Consider the following 21,458-nt stretch of genomic DNA (forward strand, 5'->3'; position numbering starts at 1 on the left):
CAATCAATCAAGCGGTCTAGCTTCCGCGGTAGACCGAGTATCCGAACGGGTTCAGCAGCAGCGGCACGTGGTAGTGGTGCTGCGCGGGCGCGACCGTGAAGACGATCGCGACCTCGGGGAAGAACGGCGGCTCCGCGGAGGTGCGCGCGTAGTACGCGGCGGTGTCGAAGAGCAGCCGGACGACCGAGCCCGCCTCCGCGGCCGGCAGGTCCTTGGCCCGGCCGTCGGAGTCCGTGGCGGAGGTGCCGAGCACCTTCCAGCCACCCTCGGTGTGCAGTGCGAGCTCGACCGGGACACCCTCGGCCGGGCGGCCGAGGCTGGTGTCGAGCACGTGGGTGGAGATGCCAGTCATGGGTGAAGTGACCTTACTGATGGCAGATGTGACGGTACGTCGGTACGTCGAAGGTAACTGACGACGGGTCAGTTCTCGTCGAGCAGTCGGTTGATCCGAATGTCGTTGATCTTGCGCAGCTCGCCCCGGACGATCTCCGCCTCGGTGGCGGCGTCGTTCGGGAAGCGCTCCCGCAGGGCGGCGAGCATGGTGTCCGCGGTGCGGCCGGTCGCGCAGATCAGGAACACATGGCCGAACTTGGCCTCGTAGGCGGTGTTGGCCCGGTGCAGTTCGTCGAGGAGTGCGGTGTCCACTCCCCGGATGCCGGCCTGTTCGCGCTCGGAGGTGGCGTCACCCGCCTTGGGCGTGCCGATCCGGGCGTGGCCGGCCATCGCGTCGTGCAGGTCGGCGGCCGTCAGTGCGGCCATGGCCGCCGCGTTGGCGTCGAGCAGGGCCGCGCGGTCCGGCCAGGGCCGGGCCGATGCCACGGCGTCGGCCCAGGTGGGGCTGGAGCAGACCTCCAGCAGGAGCTCTCTCAGCTCGGCGGCGTCGGCCGCCGCAAGGGCGTCAAGGGTGTGGGGGTGGTTGGTCACGGGTGGACCTCCTGAAGAGTGGTGCCACCCGCACAAGCTAGATCCACCCAACCGGGCCGTCAACACTTTGTTGAACGGTTGGTGGTTACGTTTTGAACCGGCCCCGGTTGCCGGGCCGTTTCGTGTGCGATGAGACAAGTGTGCCCCGCCGGGGGCTGATGAAGACTGGCCGGGCCGGCGGGGCACACCCGGTCGGCCGACGCGGCCGACCGGGGTGTCGCAGGCTCAGCCGGACTTCGTGCCGTCCTGGCGGTTGAGGTAGTTGTACACGGTGAAGCGGCTCACGCCGAGCGCCGAGGCGACCGTCTCCACCCCGTGGCGGACGGTGAAGGCGCCCCGCTCCTCCAGGAGGGCGACCACGCGCTGCTTCTCCCAGCGGTCCAGCTCGGCCAGCGGCCGGCCGTCGAACTGGCGGGCCATCTCGGTCAGCAGCCGGTCCAGCGCACTGCTCAGGTGGGGCAGCCGGACGGCCAGGGCCGGGGTGCCCTCCCACTCCAGCAGGACGTCCTCGGCCTTCGCCTCCGCCAGCGGCACGGGCGTCGCGCCGACGGCCTCCAGCAGCGGCTTTATCGCGGCGGCGAGGGGGTGGTCCACGTGCTCGGTCACGGCGTACCGCCCTCCTCGCCCAGCACGCTGACCTGGACCGAGATCCGGGTCGCGCCGGCGTCCAGGGTCTCCCGGAGCAGCTTGGTCACGGCGGCCAGGACCTGGTCGGCCTCGCCCTCCGCGCCGGTTCCGAAGGGGCCGACCGCGACGGCCAGGCCGGCCTCGTCGACCACCTTCCGGGCCGCCACGGCGTGCTCCGGGAACGTGTCCAGTTCGAACGGTTCTGTCGTGAACTCCACCATCAATCGCACCCGCTCACTGTAGCGAGCGGGAGCGCGGCCGGTCATCGGGCGGTGGGCCGCCGGGGGGCGGCTGGTCGATCGAACAGCGCGGGCCCGGGGTGGGGGATCGGTTTCGGCCTCTTCAACAAATTGTTGCGACGGTCTTGACACTCGCTCGGCGCGGCGGACATGCTTCCACCAAGCAGAATCCCTCTTCCGGATCGTGGAAGTTGCGGATAGACGGAAGAGAGATGAGAGGTGATTGACGTGACTGCCGCCTCCGCGCACAGCTTCACCGTCAACCTGTCGATCCTGTTCGGCGAGCTCCCGCTCCTGGAGCGCCCGGCCGCTGCCGCCGCCGCCGGCTTCACCGCCGCCGAGCTGTGGTGGCCGTTCGGCGCGGAGCACGCCCCGTCCGAGGCCGAGCTGGACGCGCTCCGCAAGGCCTTCGGCGACGCCGGCGTGCGGCTGACCGGTCTCAACTTCCTGGACGACCTCAGCAAGGGCGCCCGCGGCACCGTCTCGGTCCCGGCCGAGAAGGAGCGCTTCCGGGCCAACGTGCCGGTCGCCGCCGGGCTGGCCGCCTCGCTCGGCACCACGGCGCTCAACGCGCTCTACGGCAACCGGATCGAGGGCGTGGACCCGGCCGAGCAGGACGCGCTCGCGCTGGAGAACCTCGTCGTCGCCGCGCGGGCCGCCCACGAGATCGGCGCCGTCCTGCTGATCGAGGCGCTGAACAAGCCCGAGTCCCCGGACTACCCGCTGGTCTCCGCGGCCGCCGCGGTCGAGGTGGTCGACAAGGTCAACGCCGCGACCGGCCTGGGCAACGCCAAGTTCCTCTGCGACCTCTACCACCTGGCCATGAACGGCGAGGACCTGGCGGCCGTGATCGACACCTACGCCGACCGCTTCGGCCACGTGCAGATCGCCGACAACCCCGGCCGCAACGAGCCGGGCACCGGCGGGCTGGACTTCGAGGACCTCTTCGCCCGGCTGACCGCCGCCGGCTACACCGGCCGGATCGGCCTGGAGTACCGCCCGGCGGGCGGCGTCAGCGCCGACAGCTTCGAGTGGCTCCCGCGCGAGCACCGCGCCGGCTAGCGCACCGCGCTCCGGCAGCCACCGCACCCCACCCCACCACGGACAAAGGAACGACGCGATGAGCCGCAAGATCGCCTTCATCGGCCTCGGCATCATGGGCAGCCCGATGGCCGCCAACCTCGTCAAGGCCGGCCACCACGTCACCGGCTACAACCTCACCCAGCCGCAGATCGACGCGCTGGTCGCGGTCGGCGGCCACGGTGCGAGCAGCATCGCGGACGCGGTGAAGGACGCCGAGGTCGTCATCACCATGGTCCCGGCCGACCCGCACGTCGAGCAGGCCGTCCTGGGCGAGGGCGGGGTGCTGGAGAACGTGCGGCCCGGCACGCTCGTCATCGACATGTCGAGCATCACCCCGCAGACCTCGATCAAGGTCGAGGCCGCCGCCAAGGAGAAGGGCGTCCGCACCCTGGACGCGCCGGTCTCCGGCGGCGAGGCCGGGGCCGTCGAGGCGGTGCTGTCGATCATGGTCGGCGGCGCGGCCGAGGACTTCGCCGAGGCGAAGCCGCTGTTCGACGTGCTGGGCACCACGGTCGTCCACGTCGGCCCGGCCGGCGCCGGCCAGACCGTCAAGGCCGCCAACCAGCTCATCGTCGCCGTCAACATCCAGGTGCTGGCCGAGGCCGTGGTGTTCCTGGAGAACGCCGGCGTCGACCTCGCGGCCGCGCTGGACGTGCTCGGCGGCGGCCTGGCCGGCTCGACGGTGCTGAACCGCAAGAAGGCGAACATGCTGAACCGCGAGTTCGCGCCGGGCTTCCGGATCGACCTGCACCACAAGGACATGGGCATCGTCACCGACGCCGCCCGCGCCGTGGGTGCCGCGCTGCCGGTCGGTGCGGTGGTGGCCCAGCTGGTCGCCTCCGCCCGCGCCAACGGCGACGGTTCGCTGGACCACTCGGCGCTGCTGCGCGGCGTCGAGCGGCTCTCCGGCCGCGAGCTCGCGTGACGCTCGCGGGACCGGCGGTACCCCCGCGGTACCTCTGAGACTCCTCCTGGTGGCGTGTACCTCACCGGTCGTGCCCGCGCCACCAGGAGGCCAGACCCGATCGGCAGGCGGGCCGGGGCTCATCCGCCTCCTGCCGATCGACCAAACCGGCGGCGCGCACTCCCTGTCGGGGGCACTTCGGTCGTGCCCGCGCGCCGCCCGGCCCCCTCCCTCGCCGAGGGGAGCCCCTCGTACGTCGGAAGCGGGACGAGGGGAACGGCGGGGAGGGGGCCGCACCCCGCGTCCCGGCCTCCCGGGGCACATGCTTGACGAACCAGCGCCAGAACCGTCCGGAAGTGAGGCCCGCACCATGCCCGCCACCCCCACCCAGGGCCATGTGGTCGTAGCTCCCGACAAGTTCAAGGGCACCCTGGAGGGCGCCGAGGTCGCCGCCCAGATCGCCGCCGGCATCCGCCGTGCCGCGCCCGGTGTCGAGGTCCGCGAACTGCCCGTCGCCGACGGCGGCGAGGGCACCCTGGCCGCCGCGCTGGCCGCCGGGTTCAGCAGGATCCCGGCCAAGGTGGCCGGCCCCACCGGCCTGCCGGTGGACGCCGCGCTCGCCGTCCGGGGCGACACCGCCGTGGTCGAGCTGGCGCAGTCCTCCGGGCTCGCCAGGCTCCCCGGCGGCCGGACCGCCCCGCTCGCGGCCGGCTCCTACGGGGTCGGCCAGCTGATCGGCCGGGCGGTGAGCCTGGGGGCCAAGCGGATCGTGCTCGGCCTGGGCGGCAGCGCCTGCACCGACGGCGGCGCGGGCATGGTCCAGGCGCTCGGCGCCGGGCTGCGGGACGCCGACGGCGCCGAACTGCCGCCGGGCGGCGCCGCACTGCGCAAGCTGGCCCGGCTCGACCTCGGACCGCTGGCCGACGTGCTCACCGGCGTCGAGGTCGTGGTGGCCTGCGACGTGGACAACCCACTGCTCGGCCCGCGCGGCGCGACCGCCGTCTACGGGCCGCAGAAGGGCGCCGACGGTGACGACCTGGTCGTACTGGAGGAGGGGCTGACCCGCTTCGCCGACGTGGTCGGCGAAGCGGTCGGCCGCGACGTCCGGGAGGCTCCCGGCGCCGGGGCCGCGGGCGGGGTGGGCTTCGCCGCCCTCGCCCTGCTCGGCGCCACCATGCGACCCGGCATCGAGTTGATGCTCGAACTGCTGGGTTTCGACGAGGCCGTGCGTGGGGCACGCCTCGTCGTGACCGGCGAGGGCTGCCTGGACGCTCAGACGCTCCACGGCAAGGCGCCCGCCGGAGTTGCCGCGGCGGCCGCCCGGGCGGGGGTTCGGGTGGCCGCTGTGGCCGGACGGCTGGAGCTGTCGGAGCGCGAGTGGCGGGCGGCCGGCTTCACCGCGGCCTACGCGCTCACGGACCTGGCGGAACAGCCGGGGGACAGCATGACCCGGGCCGGGGAGCTGGCCGAGGTCGCGGGGGAGCGCCTCGCGAGGGCGCTGCTGCGCGGCTGAGCGGGCCGTCCGGCTCTCGTACCTTCCTACATTGACGTTTTGTTGAAGGCGGCCCTAGGCTCCGGGCATTCCTTCGGCACACCCCACTCGTACCCAGGTTTTCGGAGGTCCCCCATGCCCCCCAGCGAGGCGTCCTTCAGCGAGACGGCGGTGATCCGCTCCCGCCGGGTCGTGCTGCCGGACGGCGAACGTCCCGCTGACGTGCTGATCCGCAACGGCACGATCGAGCGGATCGCCGGGCACGGCGCGCTCACGGCCGGCGGCGGCGGACTCACCGACCTCGGCGACACCGCCCTGCTCCCCGGTCTGGTCGACACCCACGTGCACGTCAACGAGCCCGGCCGGACCGAGTGGGAGGGGTTCGCCACCGCCACCCGGGCCGCCGCCGCCGGCGGGGTCACCACGATCATCGACATGCCGCTCAACTCCATCCCGCCCACCACCACGGTGGACGGCCTGGAGGCCAAGCGGAAGACCGCCGAGGGCCAGGCCTGGGTCGACCTCGGGTTCTGGGGCGGGGCCGTCCCCGGCAACGTGCCGGACCTCGAACCGCTGCACCGCGCGGGCGTGTTCGGCTTCAAGAGCTTCCTGGCGCCGTCCGGCGTGGACGAGTTCCCGCACGTCGAGCAGGCCGACCTGGAGGCCGCGCTGGCCGAGCAGGCCCGGATCGGCGCGCTGGCCATCATCCACGCCGAGGACCCGGCCGTGCTCGCCGCGGCCCCGCAGCAACCCGGCGTGCACTACCGCGACTTCCTCGCCTCCCGGCCCGCCGACGCGGAGACCGCGGCCGTCGCCCGGCTGCTCGACACCGCCCGCCGGACCGGCGCCCGGGTGCACATCCTGCACGTCTCCTCCGCCGCGGTGCTGCCGCTGCTGCGGCAGGCCCGCGCGGACGGCGTCCGGGTGACCGCCGAGACCTGCCCGCACTACCTCACGCTGGCCGCCGAGGAGGTGCCGGACGGCGACACCGCGTTCAAGTGCTGTCCGCCGATCCGCGACGAGGCCAACCGCGACGCGCTCTGGGCCGCGCTGGCCGCCGGCGAGTTCATCGCGATCGTCTCCGACCACTCGCCGTCCACCCCGGACCTCAAGCTGCTGCCCGAGTTCGGCGGCAGCGGCGACTTCGCGGCGGCCTGGGGCGGCATCGCCTCCCTCCAGCTCGGCCTGCCGGCGATCTGGACCGAGGCCCGCCGCCGCGGCCACACGCTGTCCGACGTGGTCCGCTGGATGGCGAGCGGGCCGGCCGCCCTGGTCGGCCTCACCGGCACCAAGGGCGCCATCGCCGTCGGCCACGACGCCGACCTGGTGGCCTTCGACCCGGACGGCGCGTTCGCGGTGCACGCCGCCGAGCTGCACCACCGCAATCCCGTCACCCCCTACGCGGGCCGCACGCTGACCGGCGCCGTCCGCACCACCTGGCTGCGCGGCCGGGTGGTCGACACCGCCGCCGAGCCCCACGGCCGCCGGATCACCCGTCACCAGGAGACCCAGTGAGCACCGTCAACACCCCGAGCGCTCCGTTCACCGAGCTGGTCGACCTGGCCTCCCGGCGGCTCGGCGCGGGCGTCGTCGCCACCAACGAGGACACCTTCGCGGACGCGGAGAACCTGCTGGTCGCCAAGCCCTCGGAGTTCCGCGCGCACACCTTCGGCCACAAGGGCCAGATCATGGACGGCTGGGAGTCCAGGCGCCGCCGCGGCGCCGGCCCCGAGCAGCCGCACCCCACCGACGAGGACCACGACTGGGCGGTCGTCCGGCTCGGCGTCGGCGGAGTGATCCGCGGCCTCGTCGTGGACACCGCCCACTTCACCGGCAACTACCCGGAGAGCGCCTCGGTCGAGGCCGCCGCCGTTCCCGGGCACCCGTCGCCGGCGGAGCTCGCGGCCGCCGAGTGGGTCGAACTGCTGCCGCGCACCCCGCTCCGGGGCGACACCGCGCACGAGTTCGCGATAGCCGACGGCACCCGCTACACCCACGTACGCCTCAACATCTTCCCGGACGGCGGGGTCGCCCGGCTGCGGGTGCACGGCGAGGTGCTGCCCGACCCGCGCGAGCTGGACGGCCTCACCTTCGACCTGGCCGCCCAGGAGTTCGGCGGCGTGGCCGAGGCGGCGTCCGACCGCTACTTCTCCTCCCCGCACAACCTGAACGCTCCCGGCCGCGCCACCGTCATGGGCGAGGGCTGGGAGACCCGGCGTCGGCGCGACAAGGCCAACGACTGGGTGCAGATCGCCCTGGCCGGGGGCGGCGAGGTCCTTGCCGCCGAGGTGGATACCACCCACTTCGTCGCCAACGCCCCCGGCTGGGCCGACCTGACCGGCTACGACGCCACCGACGGCGGGGACCCGGCCACCGACCCCGACGGCTGGTTCGAGATCCTGCCCCGCACCCGCCTCCAGCCCGACACCCGGCACCGCCTGCGGCTCGACGTCGGCCGCCCGGCGACCCACGTCCGGATCAACGTGTACCCGGACGGCGGCCTCGCCCGGCTGCGCCTCACCGGCCGGCTGACCGAGTCGGGCCGTGCGGCCCTCGCCCTGCGCTGGTTCAACGCCGTTCCCGCCGCCGAGGCCGCCGCCGCGCTCACCGAGGCCGGTCTCACCGGCGCGGAGGCCGCCGACCTGGCCGCCGCCCGCCCGCTGGCGGACCGGGCCGCGGCCACCGCCGCCGTCGCCGCGCTGCGGCCGGGTGACGGCCCGGACGGCGAGCACTCCTCCCGCCGCCGCTCGGCCGTCTGGCGCCTGCTCGGCGTCTGAGACGCCGTCAACCTCCTCTCCACGCACGTCTTTGTCGACCCTGAAGGACCCTCCATGTCCAAGATCCTGACCACGGAGTCGGGCGCGCCCGTCGCCGACAACCAGAACTCGGCCTCGGCCGGCGAGTACGGCCCGCTGCTCATCCAGGACCAGCAGCTCCTGGAGAAGCTGGCCCGGTTCAACCGCGAGCGCATCCCGGAGCGCGTCGTGCACGCCCGGGGCTCCGGCGCCTACGGGTACTTCGAGGTCACCGACGAGGTGTCGCAGTACACCCGGGCGGCCTTCCTCTCCGAGGTCGGCAAGCGCACCGAACTGTTCCTGCGCTTCTCCACCGTGGCGGGCAACCTGGGTGCCAGCGACGCGGTGCGCGACCCGCGCGGCTTCGCGGTGAAGTTCTACACCGAGGAGGGCAACTACGACCTCGTCGGCAACAACACCCCGGTGTTCTTCATCAAGGACCCGATCAAGTTCCCGGACTTCATCCACTCGCAGAAGCGCGACCCGTACACGGGCGTCCAGGAGGCCGACAACGTCTGGGACTTCTGGGCCCACTCGCCGGCCTCCACCCACCAGATCACCTGGCTCTTCGGCGACCGCGGCATCCCGGCCTCGTACCGCCACATGAACGGCTACGGCTCGCACACCTACCAGTGGGTCAACGAGCAGGGCGACGCCTTCTGGGTGAAGTACCACTTCAAGACCAACCAGGGCATCCGCTCGCTGGACGGCGGCCAGTCCGCCGAGGTGCTCGGCGCCGACGCCGACAGCCACCAGCGCGACCTGCACCAGGCCATCGAGCGCGGCGTGTTCCCGAGCTGGACGCTGTACGTCCAGCTGATGCCGGTCGCCGAGGCCGCGGACTACCGCTTCAACCCCTTCGACCTGACCAAGGTGTGGCCGCACGCCGACTACCCGCTGGTCAAGGTCGGCCGCCTGGTGCTGAACAAGAACCCGGAGAACGTCTTCGCCGAGGTCGAGCAGTCGGCGTTCTCGCCGAACAACTTCGTGCCCGGCATCGGCCCGTCCCCGGACAAGATGCTCCAGGGCCGGCTGTTCGCCTACGCGGACGCCCAGCGCTACCGCCTCGGCGTCAACCACACGCTGCTCGCCGTCAACGCCCCCCGGGCGACCGAGGCGAACAACTACGGCCGCGACGGCTTCGCCGCCGTCAACAAGTCCGGCCGCGGCAAGAACTACGAGCCCAACTCGTACGACGGCCCGGCCCAGACCGACAACGCGCTCGCCGCGCCGGTCGCGCTGAACGGCCACACCGGCACCTACACCACGCCGGCGCACACCAAGGACGACGACTTCTTCCAGGCCGGTGAGCTCTACCGGCTGATGTCGGCCGGCGAGAAGACCCGCCTGATCGACAACATCGCGGGCTTCCTGGCGCAGGTGACGCGCGACGACATCGTCGAGAAGAACCTCGCCCACTTCCACGCGGCCGACGAGGAGTACGGCAGCCGGCTGGAGGCCGCCGTGGCCAAGCTCCGCGCCGGCGACGAGGGCTGACCCGGCGTCCCTCCGGTCCGCTGTGAACCACCCTCACCGGCCGCCGGGGCCCGCACCCCGGCGGCCGTACACCGAGCCTCTCCCCCCAGGGCAGTGGGGGAGGGGCCGTTGTGCTGTCCGCACAGAGCACCCGACACCGGCGCCGGTCAAGTTCTTTACCGTACCTGCACGAATATCCGCGGAGCGGCACCGGCCGACGTCCCGGGGTGGTTAGGCTGGAGAACACCCGCGGGTAACTCCCTGGGGGACATCGGAAGGGGACGACATGTCGACACCAGCCCCGGGTCGCCACGCCATGCTGGACGAGGGCGTGCCCGGTCCGTTCACCTCCCTGCAGCACGCCCTCAGACTGCTGGAGGCCGTCGACCGGCACCCCGGCGGTGCCACCCTGGTCTCCCTCGCCCGGGAGACGTCCCTGGCCCTGCCGACCGTCCGCCGGCTGGCCGAGATCCTGGAGATCGAGGGCTATCTCCAGTGCCAGGACGGCGGTTGGGTGCTCGGCGGCACCTTCGCGCTGCTCGGGCAGTACAACCGGGAGCAGCTGGTCCGGGCCCGGCTGGACCGCAAACTCGCGGAGCTGCGGGACGAGTTGGGCGCGGCGGTGTACTTCACCCGGTACCACGACGGCGAGCTGTCGGTCGAGGCGGTGGCGGCCGCCGAGCACGCCCCGGCGGTGCAGGAGTGGGTGGACTTCCGGGCCACCGCGCACGCCAGCGCGATCGGCAAGTGCCTGCTCAGCCAGCTCGACCACGACGCCCGCCGGGACCACCTGTCCCGCCACCCGGTGGCCCGGCTCACCTCGCGGACGGTCGTCGACGCCGACCAGTTGATGCACCGGCTGGAGCGCCAGCCGGCCACCGTGCCGGTGCTGGACATCCAGGAGTACGCGCTCGGCACCGTCTGCGCCGCCGTGCCGGTGACGGCGGGGAGCACGGTCGGCTGCCTGGCCACCTCGATGCCGCTCGACAACGTGCACCGGCTCAAGGCGGCCGCCGAGCTGCTGGCCGCCCGGGCCGCACCGCTGATGCTCGCGATGGCGGTCTGACCCTTCGGGGCCGCCCCCCCGTCCACGAGCCCCGCCGGATCCCGGCGGGGCTCGCGTGTTTCCAGGGCCGCCGTCCGGTGCACATCACCTATTAGACTCGATGTCGATAAGGGTTGCCGAAACCCTTGTAGCAGGCGCTACCCGCGAGTAAGTTGCCTGGTGCCGCGCGAGCCGAGCCGCCCCGCCCCCAGGTCAGGAGGGCCTCATGCCCCGCACCACCACACCCGTTCCCGCCGTCGCCGCCCCGGCCGCCCGGGTCCACGACAGCCTCGTCCTGGAGCCCCGGGACGTCCGCTTCGACTGGTCCGGGCTGCCGCTGCACTGGATCCCCGACGAGCCGATGGCCACCCACGTCATCAACGTCCTGCACCTGCTGCTCCCGGAGGGCGAGCGCTGGTTCGTCAAGGTGTTCAAGGAGGCGCTGCCGCTGATCCGGGACGACCGGCTGCGCGAGGAGGTGCTGGGCTTCATCGGCCAGGAGGCCATCCACGCCGAGGCCCACCAGGAGGTGCTGGACCACCTGCTCGGCCAGGGCCTCGACCCGCGTCCCTACGTCCGCCAGGTCACCTGGCTGTTCCAGCGCGTCCTCGGGGACAAGCCCGGCCTCCCGCCCGTCCGGCGGCGCGAGAACATCGTCGAGCGGGTCGCCTTCGTCGCCGCGATCGAGCACTTCACCGCCTTCCTCGGCGACTGGGCGCTGAACTCCCCCGGCCTGGACCGGGCGAAGGCCGACCCGACGATGCTGGACCTGCTGCGCTGGCACGGCGCCGAGGAGGTCGAGCACCGCAGCGTCGCCTACGACCTGATGGTCCACCTCGACCCCGGCTACGCCCGCCGGATCCGCGGCATGGCCGTCTCCGGGCCGCTGCTGGTCCACCTCTGGGTGCGCGGCGCCCGCTTCCTGCTGGCCGCCGACCCCACCCTGGACGGCCGGATCCGGCCCAGCTGGCGGGAGGCCCGGCGGCTCGCCCGGCGCGGCCTGCTGCCCGACCCGGTCCGCTCGCTCCGCTCCGGCCTGCGCTACCTGCGCCCCGGCTACCACCCCACCCAGGAGGGCTCCTCCAGCCAGGCCCTCGGCTACCTCGCCACCTCCCCGGCCGCCCGCGCCGCCGCCCACTGACGCCAGGAGAGTCGCCCGGATGGACCTGCACAACCCGCCCCCGGACCTCTACGGCCGCCCCCGCGCGGACCGGTTCATGCGAGGCCTGACCGCCTTCGGCGACCGCTACACCCCCGCGCTGGGCGGCCCGCTGCTGCGTCGCAGCCCCCGGCGCCCGTTCGGCCGCCCCACCCCGGCGCTGCAGCTGGTGGTGACCGCCCGTCGGACGATCGCCACCGACGTCGTCGAGCTGCTGCTCGGCGACCCCTCCGGCGGGGCGCTCCCGCCCTGGCAGCCCGGCGCGCACCTGCGCCTCGCGCTGCCCTCGGGCCGCGAGCGGCACTACTCGCTCTGCGGCGACCCGGGCGACCGGCGGGCCTACCGGATCGCGGTCCGCCGGCTGCCCGGGGGAGGCGGCGGGTCGGAGGAGATCCACCGCGAGCTGCACCCCGGCACCCGGCTGACCGCCCGCCGCCCGCGCAACGGCTTCGCCTTCTGCGCCGAGCCGGCCGTCCTGCTGCTGGCCGGCGGCATCGGGATCACCCCGCTGCTGCCGATGGTCCACGAGGCCCGGCGGCACGGCCTGGACTGGCACCTCGTCCACGTCGGCCGCAGCGCCGACACCCTCCCCTACGCGGAGCTGCTGCGCGGCCTCGACCCGGGCCGGGTCCACCTGCGCACCGACGACGAGCACGGCGGGGTGCCCACCGGCGCCGAGCTGCTGGCCCACGCCCCGCGCGGCGCCGCCGTCTACTGCTGCGGCCCGGCCCCCATGCTGACCGCCGTCCAGCGCGCGCTGGACGGATCGCCGGCCCGGGCCCTGCACTTCGAGCGGTTCGGCGCCGCCCCGGTCACCGGCGGCGAGCCGTTCGCCGTCCAGCTCGGCACGGACGGCCCGGTGCTGGACGTCCCCGCCGACCGGTCCGCCCTGGACGTGCTCCGCGAGGCCCGTCCGGACCTGCCGTACTCCTGCCACCAGGGCTTCTGCGGCACCTGCGAGGTCCGGCTGGTGGCCGGCGCCGCGGACCACCGCGACCGCCGCCTCACCCCCGAGCAGCGCGCCGCCGGCGCCCTGCTGCCCTGCGTCTCCCGGGCCGCCGGGGGCGAGACCCTCGTCCTGGACCTCTAGCACTGGAGCCCGCCGTGCTGCTTCGCCCCCCGGCCGTGCCCCGCACCCCGGCCTTCCCGTTCACCGACCACGACCTGGACCGCTTCCGCGAGGTCCAGCAACTCGCCTACCACTGCGCCGAACAGGTCGCCGCCTGGATCGAACCGGGGGTGACCGAGCGGCAGGCCACCGCCGAGCTGCGCCGGTGCCTGGTCGCCGCCGGCGTGCAGGACTTCTTCCACGTCCCCTTCGCCTGGTTCGGCGACCGCACCGCCTTCCGGCACTTCCGCACCCCGTTGCAGTTCTTCGCCGGCGACCGCCGGCTGGAGGACGGCATGCCGTACGTCCTGGACTGCGCGCCGATCGTGGACGGCTACACCGCCGACATCGGCTACGGCGGCAAGGTCGGCGAGAACCCGGTCTGGGACCGGCTGGCCGCCGACCTCCGGGTCTACCGCGAGCTGATCCTCGCCGAGGTCCGCGCCCGCCGCCCGCTCGACGAGGTGTACGCGGCGGTGGACGCGCAGATCGCCGCGCACGGCTACGACAACCGCCACCGGGTCTACCCGGGCCGGGTGATCGGCCACCAGGTCACCCGGACCACCAGCCGCGGCCCGGCCGGGGTGAACGTCCTCGGCTTCGGGGTGCGTACACTCCAGACGCTCGGCCGCGAGCTGATCGGCGAGCGCCTCCAGGGCCGTTCCCCGCTCTGGGCGGACGGCCGGTCCTCCCGGCACGCGCCGACCCCGGGCCTGTGGGCGGTGGAGCCGCACATCGGGTTCCGCGCGGTGGGCATCAAGTTCGAGGAGCTGCTGGTGGTCACCGGGGACGACGCGTACTGGCTCGACGACGACCTGCCGCACGTGCGGCGCTGGACCGCTGCCCACGCCGAGGCGACCGCCCAGGAGGCGACCCGATGACCACCACCCGCCGCCGCACCGTCCACTCCGGCGGGCTGCCGCTCGCCGTCTTCGAGGACGGCGACCCCGACGCGCCCACCGTCCTGCTGGTGCACGGCTACCCGGACACCCACGTGGTCTGGGACGACATCGCCGCCGACCTCGCCCGCGACCACCACGTGGTCCGCTACGACGTACGCGGCGCCGGCGAGTCCGGAGCGCCCGCCTCGCGCGAGGGCTACCGGCTGGAGCACCTGGCCGCCGACCTCTTCGCGGTCGCCGACGCGGTCAGCCCGGACCGCCCGGTGCACGTGGTCGCCCACGACTGGGGCTCGCTGCAGTCCTGGGAGGCCGTCACCTCGCCCGGCGCCGAGCGGCGGCTCGCCTCCTACACCACGATGTCCGGCCCCTGCCTGGACCACATCGGCCACTGGATGCGCGAGCGCTACCGCCGCCCCACCCCGCGCCACCTGCGGCAACTGCTCGCGCAGGGCGTGCACTCCTGGTACATCACGGCCTTCCACCTGCCCTACCTCGCCCCCGGCATCTGGCGGCTCGGCCTGGCCCGCGCCTGGCCCCGGGTGCTGCGCGACCTGGAGGCCGTCACCCCGCGGCCCGGCCACCCGCAGCCCACCCTGCGGCGGGACGCGGTGCGCGGCATCGAGCTCTACCGGGCCAACATGCGCCCCACCCTGCGCAATCCGCGCGAGCGGCCCACCGAGGTGCCGGTCCAGCTGATCACCCTCACCCGGGACCACTACGTCGGCGAGTACCTCTCCGAGGGGCTGGAGCGCTGGGTGCCCAGGCTGACCCGCCGCTCCCTGCACGCCACCCACTGGTCCGCCCTCCTGGAGAAGGGAACCGCCGTGGCCGGGATGGTCCGCGAGTTCACCGCCGGTGTCGACGCCGGACAGGCCCCCGACCCGGCCGGCGACGGCCCGCTGGTCGTCATCACCGGCGGCGGCAGCGGCATCGGCCGGGCCACCGCGCTCGCCTTCGCCGAGGAGGGCGCCCGGGTGGTGGTCTGCGACCTCGACCACGACGCCGCCCGGCGCACCGCCGAACTCGCCTCCCTGCTCGGCCCCCAGGCGCACGCCTACCGGGTCGACGTCAGCGACGGTGCCGCCGTCGACGCCTTCGCCGAGGCGGTCGCCGCCGCGCACGGCGTCCCCGACGTGGTGGTCAACAACGCGGGCATCGGCCACTCCGGGACGTTCCTGGAGACCACCGAGAAGGAGTGGCAGCGCGTCCTGGACGTCAACCTCTGGGGCGTGATCCACGGCTGCCGCGCCTTCGGCTCGCTGATGGCCGACCGCGGCCGGGGCGGGCACATCGTCAACCTCGCCTCGGCCGCCGCCTACCTGCCGTCCAAGGCGCTCACCGCCTACGCCACCAGCAAGGCGGCCGTGTTCATGCTCTCCGACTGCCTGCGCGCCGAACTCGCCGGGCACGGCATCGGCGTCTCGACCATCTGCCCCGGCATCGTCAACACCAACATCACCCGCACCTCCACCTTCTCCGCCACCAGCGCCGACCAGCAGGCGGCCAAGCAGGCCCGCGCCGCGAAGCTCTACGCCCGCCGGGGCTTCCCGCCGGAGAAGGTCGCCACCGCGATCCTGCACGCCGTCCGCACCGGCAAGCCGGTCGTCCCGGTCACCCCCGAGGCCAAGGCCGCCCGCTTCCTCAGCCGCCTCTCCCCGGGCCTGCTGCGCCTGGCGGCCCGCCTCAACGTGACCTGAGGGACCGGCCGGTGGGCCTGTGATATCGGGTAGGCTGGAAATCGATATCACAGGCCCAGCTCGCTCGGGAGGCCCGCCATGGCTCGCACCGTGATAGACGTCAACGACACGCTCCTCGCCGAGGCCGCGGAGATCTTCGGGACGACCACCAAGGTCGCCACGGTCAACGCGGCCCTGGAGGACGCGATCAAGCGCCGCAAGCGCGAGTCCTTCTTCACCTGGCTCTCCGAGGGCGGACTGCCCGACCTCACCGGCCAGGCGCACCCGGGTGAGTAAGCGCTTCCTGATCGACAAGTCGGCCTTCGCCCGGTACCCGAAACCTGCCGTACGCGCCGCGATCGAGCCGCTGCACAACGCCGGACTCCTCGCCGTCTGCGGGGCCGTCGAGCTGGAGGTCATGCACAGCGCCCGCTCGAAGGCCGATGCCGAGCGCATTCGCGAAGGAATGCGCGGCTTCGACTGGCTTCCGACGCCGGACGAGGTCTGGGACCGGGCGATCGAGGTGCAGGCACGACTGACGGCCGCCGGCAACTGGCGGGCCCTGTCGGTCGCGGACCTCGTCATCGCCGCCACGGCCGAGCGTCACGGCGCGACCGTCCTGCACTACGACGGTGACTACGACATGATCGCCGCCGTGACCGGTCAATCCACCCGCTGGGTCGTTCCGCCGGGTACGGCCGACTGACCCGCCCCCCGCGGCGCCGGGAGCCTGCCGCGTGCGCTCGTACGTCGTCGCGGGTGGCCGCATCGACGGGCCGGCGGCGAAGACATGATGCCGCCGCCCGACGGCACGGCGCGGTAAGTCCCGGATTCCCGGGGCAGCATCCATGGTGTCGGAGGAAGCACGAGCGAAGGACGGGACATGGCACAGCCGCTCACGGGCAAGGTCGCCCTGGTCGCCGGGGCGACCCGGGGGGCCGGGCGGGGGATCGCGGTGCAGCTGGGGGCCGCCGGGGCGACGGTCTACGCGACCGGGCGCAGTGCCGGCGGGCACCGCTCGGAGTACGGGCGGGCGGAGACCCTGGAGGAGACGGCGGCACTGGTCACCGCGGCCGGCGGCCGGGGGATCGCGGTCCGCGCGGACCACCTCGTCCCCGCCGAGGTCGAGGCCGTGGCGCGGCGGATCGAGGCCGAGCAGGGCGGGCTCGACGTCCTGGTGAACGACATCTGGGGCGGCGAGAACCTCTTCGAGTGGGAGAGCCCGGTCTGGGAGCACGACCTGGACAACGGGCTGCGCCTGCTGCGCCTGGCCGTCGAGACGCACGTGATCACCAACCACCACCTGCTGCCGCTGCTGCTGCGCCGCCCGGGCGGTCTGGTGGTGGAGATGACCGACGGCACCGCCGACTACAACGCCACCCGTTACCGGAACTCGCTCTGCTACGACCTCGCCAAGTCCGCGGTGCTGCGGATGGCCTTCGCGCTGGGCCACGAGCTGGCCCCGCGCGGGGCGACGGCGGTCGCGCTGACCCCCGGCTGGATGCGCTCCGAGATGATGCTGGAGCACTTCGGCGTCACCGAGGAGAACTGGCGCGACGCGACCGCGAAGCAGCCCGGTTTCGGCGTCTCGGAGTCGCCCGGCTACGTCGGCCGCGCCGTGGTGGCGCTGGCCTGCGACCCCGGGGTGGCGCGCTTCAACGGCAGCTCGCTCTCCAGCGGCGCCCTGGCGAAGGAGTACGGCTTCACCGACCTGGACGGCAGCCGCCCGGACGCCTGGCGCTACCTGGTCGACCAGGAGACGGCGGACGGCCCGCTGGACCCGGCCGGCTACCGCTGAGCGAGGCCGCGGCGCGCGGCCGGGCGCGCCGTGGCCGCTCCGGGCCGGGCATTTGGTACCCAGGAGTTCCATCACCCAGCGGAAGCGAGGGAACCCCCATGGCCACCGGCACCGTGCAGTCCTACCACGCCGACCACGGCTACGGCCTGATCACCCCCGACGAGGACGGCCCCGCCCTCTACGTCTACTTCGACTCGATCCTGGCCGAGGGCGACCGCGTCCTCACCGAGGGGCGGCGGGTGGAGTACGAGCCGATGGAGCAGGAGGGGCGCTGGGTGGCCGAGCGGGTGCGCCCGCTCTGACCCGCGGTCGGCCCGCTCCGGCCGGCCGAGGCCCTACGATCAAGGCCCATGGAGATGACGACCGCCCTGTGGTCCTTCGCCCTCGTGGTGGGACTGCTCACGCTCACGCCCGGGATCGACACCGCGCTGGTGCTGCGCACCTCCGCCCTGGGGGAGCGCCGGCAGGCCTGGGGCGTGGTGCTCGGCATCCAGACCGGGACCCTGATCTGGGGCACCCTCACCTCGGCCGGGGTGACCGCCCTGCTGACCGCCTCCCACCTGGCGTACGAGGTCCTGCGCTGGACCGGGGCCGCGTACCTGGTCTGGATGGGGATCGGCCTGCTGCGCAACCGGGGCGGCGGGGCCGAACCGGAGCGGCTGCCGACCGGCGGCGGGGTCCGGTCCGGCTGGCGGCGCGGCACGCTCACCAATCTGCTCAATCCCAAGGTCGGCGTCTTCTACGTCGCCGTGCTGCCGCAGTTCATCCCCGCGGGGGCCCCGCACTTCGCCGCCGGGGTGGCCCTGACCTGCGTCCACGTCGTGGAGGGCCTGCTCTGGTCGGCCGTGCTGGTGGGCTTCGCCAGGGCGGTGCGCGGCTGGCTGAGCCGGCCCGCCGCGCGCCGGCTGCTGGACCGGGTGACGGGTGCGGTGGTGGTGGGCTTCGGGGTGCGGCTGGCGCTCTCGGAGTAGCCCGCCCGGCGCGCTGCCCGACGTCACCCGGGTGGTGGCGCCGGATGGCCGGGCGGGCGGGGGCGGGGCTGCATGGGAGGCGACGGAGCCCATCCGACGGGAGCAGCGCATGGCCATCATCGTGATGTTCGAATTCCCCGGTACCACCCGGGACCAGTACGAGGAGGCGGTGGACCGGCTGACCGGCGGCACCGGGCTGAACGCGCCCTCGGACTGGCCGGTGCGCGGGCTGGTCCTGCACGTGTCCGGTCCGACGCCGGGCGGCGGCTGGCACGTCACCGAAGTGTGGGAGTCCCGGGAGGCCTTCGAGCACTTCTCGGCGGTGCTGCTGCCGATCCTCCAGGAGGTCGGCATCCCGGCCGCACCGCCGCTGATCCGCGAGGTCCACGACGTCGTGCGGTGACGGCGGGGCCGGGCCGCGCCGCGGTCAGGCCGCGTGGGACCGCGCGTCCCCGGTGGCCGGACCGGCCGCCCGCGCCAGGTCGTGGTGGATCGGCCCCTCGCCGCGGCTCAACGGCAGGCAGCTGCCGCCGCGCCGGTGGGCGACGATCTCGGCGGCGACCGAGACGGCGGTCTCCTCGGGGGTCCGGGCACCGAGGTCCAGGCCGATCGGCGAGCGCAGCCGGCCGATCTCGGCGTCGGTCAGGCCGACCTCGCGCAGCCGGGTGTCGCGGTCCCGGTGGGTGCGGCGCGAGCCCATCGCGCCGATGTAGCCGACCGGCAGCCGCAGCGCGCGCTCCAGCAGGGGGATGTCGAACTTGGCGTCGTGGGTGAGGACGCAGAGCACCGTCCGCCCGTCGATCCGGTCCAGCTGGGAGTCCAGGTAGCGGTGCGGCCAGTCGACCACCACCTGGTCGGCGTCGGGGAAGCGCCGCTCGGTGGCGAAGACCGGCCGGGCGTCGCAGACGGTGACGTGGTAGCCGAGGAACTTGCCGATCCGCACCACGGCGGCGGCGAAGTCGATCGCCCCGAAGACGATCATCCGCGGCGCGGGGACGTAGGACTCGACGAAGAAGGTGACGGTGCCCTGCTCCCGGTCGTCGCAGGGGCGTCCGTCGAGGGCGAGGACCAGGCGGCCGGTGCGCCCGGCGTCCAGCATGGCGCGGGCCTCGGCGACCACGGCGCGCTCCAGCGGGGCCACGGTGGTGGGCGCGGGGGAGAGAGCCCCGTGGTGGGTGTCGGCGGTGACGGCGACGGTGGCGCCAACCAGCGCGGCGGGGCCGTCGATCACCCGGGCCAGGGCGACCGGGGTGCCGGAGGCGAGGTAGGTGATGCCGGCGTCGAGTGCGGGGTCGGTGCCGGGGACGACCGGCTGGACGAAGACGTCCAGCACGCCGCCGCAGGTCAGGCCGACCGCGAAGGCGTCCTCGTCGCTGTAGCCGAAGCGTTCCAGCACCGGCCGGCCGGACTCGATGGCGACCTGGCAGAGCTCGTAGACGGCTCCCTCGACGCAGCCGCCGGAGACGCTGCCGATCGCCTCGCCGGCCGCGTCGACGGCGAGCGCGGCACCCGGGTCGCGCGGCGCGCTGCCGGAGACCCCGACCACCGTGGCCACGGCGAAGGAACGCCCGGACGCGTGCCAGGCCTGCAGCTGCTCGGCGATGTCGTGCATGTCGGGGAGCTCCTTAACACCTCGGAAGACGGAACGGGAGGTGCCGCCGTACGGGAAACGATTCCCGTACGGCGGCGGTGCTGCTAGTGGACGCCCAGCCAGGACTTGATCGGAGTGAGCGCGAAGTAGACCACGAACACGCCGGTGAGGATCCACATCAGCGGGCCGGGCTCGCGCCACTTGCCGGTGCCGGCCTTGATGACGGTGTACGAGATGACGCCCGCGGCGACACCGGCGGTGATGCTGTAGGTGAACGGCATCAGGGTGCAGGTGAGGAAGGCCGGGATGGCGACCTCGCGGTCCGACCAGTCGATGTGCCGGGCCTGGCTCATCATCATCGAGCCGATGACGACCAGGGCCGCGGAGGCGACCTCGGTGGGGACGATCGCGGCGAGCGGCGAGAAGAACAGCATGAGGGCGAACACGCCGCCGGTGACGGTCGAGGCGAGGCCGGTCCGGGCGCCGTCGCCGACGCCGGTGGCCGACTCGACGAACACGGTCTGGCCGGAGGAGCCCGCGACACCGCCGATGGCACCGCCGGCGCCGTCGATGAACAGCGCCTTGGACAGGCCGGGCATCCGGCCCTGCTTGTCGGCCAGGCCCGCCTCGGTGCCGACGCCGATGATGGTGGCCATCGCGTCGAAGAAGCCGGCCAGGACCAGGGTGAAGACGGCGACCGAGGCGCTGATCGCGCCGAGGCCGTGGCTGCCGAAGGCCCCGAAGACGTCGATGTGACCGAAGAGGCCGAAGTCGGGTGTGGAGACCGGGCCGCCGCTCGGCCACACCGGGGCGGAGCTGACCCAGGTCTTCGCCGGGAGGTCGGCGACCGCGTTGATGACGAAGGCCACCACGGTGCCGCCGGCGATGCCGATCAGGATCGCGCCGCGGACGTTGCGGGCCAGCAGGACGAAGATCGTCAGCACCGTGAGGCAGAAGACCAGCACGGGCCAGCCGGCGAGTTCGCCGAAGGGGCCGAGCGCGAGCGGGGTGGGACCGCCGGTGTGCACGAAGCCGGCCTTGACCAGGCCGATCAGCGAGACGAAGAGGCCGATGCCGATGGTGATGGCGTGCTTGAGCGGCAGGGGGATGCCGTTCATGATCTTCTCGCGCAGTCCGGAGACCACCAGCAGGACGATCAGCAGGCCGTAGACGACGCAGAGGCCCATCGCCTGGGGCCAGGTGGTGTGCGGTACCACCAGGGCGGATATCACGCCGGAGACGGAGAGGCCGGCGGCGACCGCGAGGGGGACGTTGCCGACCACGCCCATCAGGATCGTGGTGACGGCGGCGGCGAGCGCGGTGGCGGTCGTGAGCTGGGCGTGGTCCAGCTTGAGGCCGTTGACGTCGGCGCCGCTCAGGATGATCGGGTTGAGCAGGACGATGTAGGCCATCGCCATGAAGGTGGTGAGGCCACCGCGGATCTCGTTGCCGAAGGTCGATCCCCGGGCCGTGATCTTGAAGTACGCGTCCATGGCGTTCTTCGGCGGTGTGACCGGGGCCGACGTGGGGGTGTCGTCCTCGGTGGGTCTGTCTTCAGTGGTGCCGGGCTCCGTGGGGATCCTGGTCATGTCCACTCCCAAGTGTCAAAGGGGGTTGGGGTGGGCGAGCCGACCTGACAGCCAGTCAACGAAGTTGGCACAGGGGGAC

General features: G+C 73.6%; 23 protein-coding genes. 17 read left to right on the plus strand and 6 right to left on the minus strand.

Translation table 11 applies throughout. The annotated features are described in order from the left end of the window. Positions 1 to 16 precede the first annotated feature (16 nt). The 4 genes from uraH to ABZ497_RS10620 form a co-directional block, all read right to left on the minus strand. Entirely contained in the window at positions 17 to 352 is a 336-nt protein-coding gene (gene uraH, locus ABZ497_RS10605; RefSeq protein WP_329490593.1) for a hydroxyisourate hydrolase, read from the minus strand. A 68-nt stretch (positions 353 to 420) separates the two neighbouring features. Further along, positions 421 to 924 (minus strand): 2-oxo-4-hydroxy-4-carboxy-5-ureidoimidazoline decarboxylase, encoded by a 504-nt coding sequence (gene uraD, locus ABZ497_RS10610; protein WP_359804306.1) that lies wholly within the window; start codon positions 922 to 924, stop codon positions 421 to 423. Between the two features lie 225 nt (positions 925 to 1,149). After that, the gene (locus tag ABZ497_RS10615; protein WP_329490595.1) at positions 1,150 to 1,530 is read right to left on the minus strand and encodes a helix-turn-helix domain-containing protein; all 381 of its coding nucleotides are present in this window, start codon (positions 1,528 to 1,530) and stop codon (positions 1,150 to 1,152) included. Next, positions 1,527 to 1,781, minus strand: a complete 255-nt coding sequence (locus tag ABZ497_RS10620; RefSeq protein WP_329490596.1) for a thiamine-binding protein — start codon at positions 1,779 to 1,781, stop codon at positions 1,527 to 1,529. The genes ABZ497_RS10615 and ABZ497_RS10620 overlap by 4 nt, the downstream gene beginning before the upstream one ends. Positions 1,782 to 2,009: 228 nt before the next feature. On the opposite strand from ABZ497_RS10620, the gene ABZ497_RS10625 reads away from it, so the two are divergent. The 17 genes from ABZ497_RS10625 to ABZ497_RS10705 all read left to right on the plus strand — a co-directional run bounded on the left by ABZ497_RS10625 (position 2,010) and on the right by ABZ497_RS10705 (position 18,602). Continuing rightward, positions 2,010 to 2,852: a TIM barrel protein gene (locus ABZ497_RS10625; protein ID WP_359804307.1), complete on the plus strand. Its 843-nt coding sequence runs from the start codon at positions 2,010 to 2,012 to the stop codon at positions 2,850 to 2,852. Positions 2,853 to 2,910: 58 nt separating this feature from the next. Further along, the gene (locus tag ABZ497_RS10630; RefSeq protein WP_329490598.1) at positions 2,911 to 3,798 is read left to right on the plus strand and encodes a 2-hydroxy-3-oxopropionate reductase; all 888 of its coding nucleotides are present in this window, start codon (positions 2,911 to 2,913) and stop codon (positions 3,796 to 3,798) included. Positions 3,799 to 4,147: 349 nt separating this feature from the next. Continuing rightward, positions 4,148 to 5,290: a glycerate kinase gene (locus tag ABZ497_RS10635; RefSeq protein ID WP_359804308.1), complete on the plus strand. Its 1,143-nt coding sequence runs from the start codon at positions 4,148 to 4,150 to the stop codon at positions 5,288 to 5,290. 114 nt (positions 5,291 to 5,404) lie between these two features. Next, the gene (gene allB / locus ABZ497_RS10640) at positions 5,405 to 6,784 is read left to right on the plus strand and encodes an allantoinase AllB (protein WP_359804309.1); all 1,380 of its coding nucleotides are present in this window, start codon (positions 5,405 to 5,407) and stop codon (positions 6,782 to 6,784) included. Then, complete coding sequence (gene alc, locus ABZ497_RS10645) at positions 6,781 to 8,046, plus strand: allantoicase (RefSeq protein ID WP_359804310.1); 1,266 nt, start codon at positions 6,781 to 6,783, stop codon at positions 8,044 to 8,046. Before allB ends, alc begins: the two co-directional genes overlap by 4 nt. Before the next feature lie 54 nt (positions 8,047 to 8,100). Further along, complete coding sequence (locus ABZ497_RS10650) at positions 8,101 to 9,561, plus strand: catalase (RefSeq protein WP_359804311.1); 1,461 nt, start codon at positions 8,101 to 8,103, stop codon at positions 9,559 to 9,561. A gap of 265 nt (positions 9,562 to 9,826) precedes the next feature. Continuing rightward, entirely contained in the window at positions 9,827 to 10,606 is a 780-nt protein-coding gene (locus tag ABZ497_RS10655) for an IclR family transcriptional regulator C-terminal domain-containing protein (protein WP_329490603.1), read from the plus strand. Positions 10,607 to 10,811: 205 nt separating this feature from the next. Then, positions 10,812 to 11,726, plus strand: coding sequence for a metal-dependent hydrolase (locus tag ABZ497_RS10660; RefSeq protein WP_329490604.1), 915 nt, complete (start codon positions 10,812 to 10,814; stop codon positions 11,724 to 11,726). 19 nt (positions 11,727 to 11,745) lie between these two features. Then, entirely contained in the window at positions 11,746 to 12,834 is a 1,089-nt protein-coding gene (locus ABZ497_RS10665; protein WP_359804312.1) for a PDR/VanB family oxidoreductase, read from the plus strand. Between the two features lie 14 nt (positions 12,835 to 12,848). After that, the gene (locus ABZ497_RS10670; RefSeq protein WP_359804313.1) at positions 12,849 to 13,733 is read left to right on the plus strand and encodes a M24 family metallopeptidase; all 885 of its coding nucleotides are present in this window, start codon (positions 12,849 to 12,851) and stop codon (positions 13,731 to 13,733) included. After that, positions 13,730 to 15,451: an SDR family oxidoreductase gene (locus tag ABZ497_RS10675; protein ID WP_359804314.1), complete on the plus strand. Its 1,722-nt coding sequence runs from the start codon at positions 13,730 to 13,732 to the stop codon at positions 15,449 to 15,451. The genes ABZ497_RS10670 and ABZ497_RS10675 overlap by 4 nt, the downstream gene beginning before the upstream one ends. A 78-nt stretch (positions 15,452 to 15,529) precedes the next feature. Beyond that, a complete protein-coding gene (locus ABZ497_RS10680; RefSeq protein ID WP_359804315.1) occupies positions 15,530 to 15,727 on the plus strand; it encodes a type II toxin-antitoxin system VapB family antitoxin in 198 nt (65 codons plus the stop codon). Then, positions 15,720 to 16,136, plus strand: a complete 417-nt coding sequence (locus ABZ497_RS10685) for a PIN domain nuclease (RefSeq protein ID WP_359804316.1) — start codon at positions 15,720 to 15,722, stop codon at positions 16,134 to 16,136. The genes ABZ497_RS10680 and ABZ497_RS10685 overlap by 8 nt, the downstream gene beginning before the upstream one ends. A 177-nt stretch (positions 16,137 to 16,313) precedes the next feature. Then, positions 16,314 to 17,228, plus strand: a complete 915-nt coding sequence (locus tag ABZ497_RS10690) for an SDR family oxidoreductase (protein WP_359804317.1) — start codon at positions 16,314 to 16,316, stop codon at positions 17,226 to 17,228. Between the two features lie 98 nt (positions 17,229 to 17,326). Beyond that, complete coding sequence (locus ABZ497_RS10695) at positions 17,327 to 17,530, plus strand: cold shock domain-containing protein (protein WP_359804318.1); 204 nt, start codon at positions 17,327 to 17,329, stop codon at positions 17,528 to 17,530. 48 nt (positions 17,531 to 17,578) lie between these two features. Continuing rightward, positions 17,579 to 18,199 carry a LysE family translocator gene (locus tag ABZ497_RS10700; RefSeq protein ID WP_329490612.1) on the plus strand — a complete coding sequence of 207 codons (621 nt, stop codon included), beginning with the start codon at positions 17,579 to 17,581 and terminating at the stop codon, positions 18,197 to 18,199. 109 nt (positions 18,200 to 18,308) lie between these two features. Then, positions 18,309 to 18,602, plus strand: coding sequence for a hypothetical protein (locus ABZ497_RS10705; protein WP_329490613.1), 294 nt, complete (start codon positions 18,309 to 18,311; stop codon positions 18,600 to 18,602). A 24-nt stretch (positions 18,603 to 18,626) separates the two neighbouring features. On the opposite strand, the gene ABZ497_RS10710 is transcribed toward ABZ497_RS10705, so the two are convergent. Both ABZ497_RS10710 and ABZ497_RS10715 read right to left on the minus strand, forming a co-directional pair. Then, positions 18,627 to 19,811, minus strand: coding sequence for an XdhC/CoxI family protein (locus tag ABZ497_RS10710; RefSeq protein ID WP_359804319.1), 1,185 nt, complete (start codon positions 19,809 to 19,811; stop codon positions 18,627 to 18,629). 83 nt (positions 19,812 to 19,894) lie between these two features. After that, entirely contained in the window at positions 19,895 to 21,379 is a 1,485-nt protein-coding gene (locus ABZ497_RS10715) for an NCS2 family permease (RefSeq protein ID WP_359804320.1), read from the minus strand. Positions 21,380 to 21,458: the final 79 nt, after the last annotated feature.

Source organism: Kitasatospora sp. NPDC005751, assembly GCF_040630835.1.
Taxonomy (GTDB): domain Bacteria; phylum Actinomycetota; class Actinomycetes; order Streptomycetales; family Streptomycetaceae; genus Kitasatospora.

Bases quoted from the DNA above. Each gene is read 5' to 3' on its own strand.
- uraH (WP_329490593.1), bottom strand. From the start codon at position 352: ATGACTGGCATCTCCACCCACGTGCTCGACACCAGCCTCGGCCGCCCG.
- ABZ497_RS10630 (WP_329490598.1), top strand. From the start codon at position 2,911: ATGAGCCGCAAGATCGCCTTCATCGGCCTCGGCATCATGGGCAGCCCG.
- ABZ497_RS10635 (WP_359804308.1), top strand. From the start codon at position 4,148: ATGCCCGCCACCCCCACCCAGGGCCATGTGGTCGTAGCTCCCGACAAG.
- allB (WP_359804309.1), top strand. From the start codon at position 5,405: ATGCCCCCCAGCGAGGCGTCCTTCAGCGAGACGGCGGTGATCCGCTCC.
- ABZ497_RS10650 (WP_359804311.1), top strand. From the start codon at position 8,101: ATGTCCAAGATCCTGACCACGGAGTCGGGCGCGCCCGTCGCCGACAAC.
- ABZ497_RS10655 (WP_329490603.1), top strand. From the start codon at position 9,827: ATGTCGACACCAGCCCCGGGTCGCCACGCCATGCTGGACGAGGGCGTG.
- ABZ497_RS10660 (WP_329490604.1), top strand. From the start codon at position 10,812: ATGCCCCGCACCACCACACCCGTTCCCGCCGTCGCCGCCCCGGCCGCC.
- ABZ497_RS10665 (WP_359804312.1), top strand. From the start codon at position 11,746: ATGGACCTGCACAACCCGCCCCCGGACCTCTACGGCCGCCCCCGCGCG.
- ABZ497_RS10675 (WP_359804314.1), top strand. From the start codon at position 13,730: ATGACCACCACCCGCCGCCGCACCGTCCACTCCGGCGGGCTGCCGCTC.
- ABZ497_RS10680 (WP_359804315.1), top strand. From the start codon at position 15,530: ATGGCTCGCACCGTGATAGACGTCAACGACACGCTCCTCGCCGAGGCC.
- ABZ497_RS10690 (WP_359804317.1), top strand. From the start codon at position 16,314: ATGGCACAGCCGCTCACGGGCAAGGTCGCCCTGGTCGCCGGGGCGACC.
- ABZ497_RS10695 (WP_359804318.1), top strand. From the start codon at position 17,327: ATGGCCACCGGCACCGTGCAGTCCTACCACGCCGACCACGGCTACGGC.
- ABZ497_RS10700 (WP_329490612.1), top strand. From the start codon at position 17,579: ATGGAGATGACGACCGCCCTGTGGTCCTTCGCCCTCGTGGTGGGACTG.
- ABZ497_RS10705 (WP_329490613.1), top strand. From the start codon at position 18,309: ATGGCCATCATCGTGATGTTCGAATTCCCCGGTACCACCCGGGACCAG.
- ABZ497_RS10710 (WP_359804319.1), bottom strand. From the start codon at position 19,811: ATGCACGACATCGCCGAGCAGCTGCAGGCCTGGCACGCGTCCGGGCGT.
- ABZ497_RS10715 (WP_359804320.1), bottom strand. From the start codon at position 21,379: ATGACCAGGATCCCCACGGAGCCCGGCACCACTGAAGACAGACCCACC.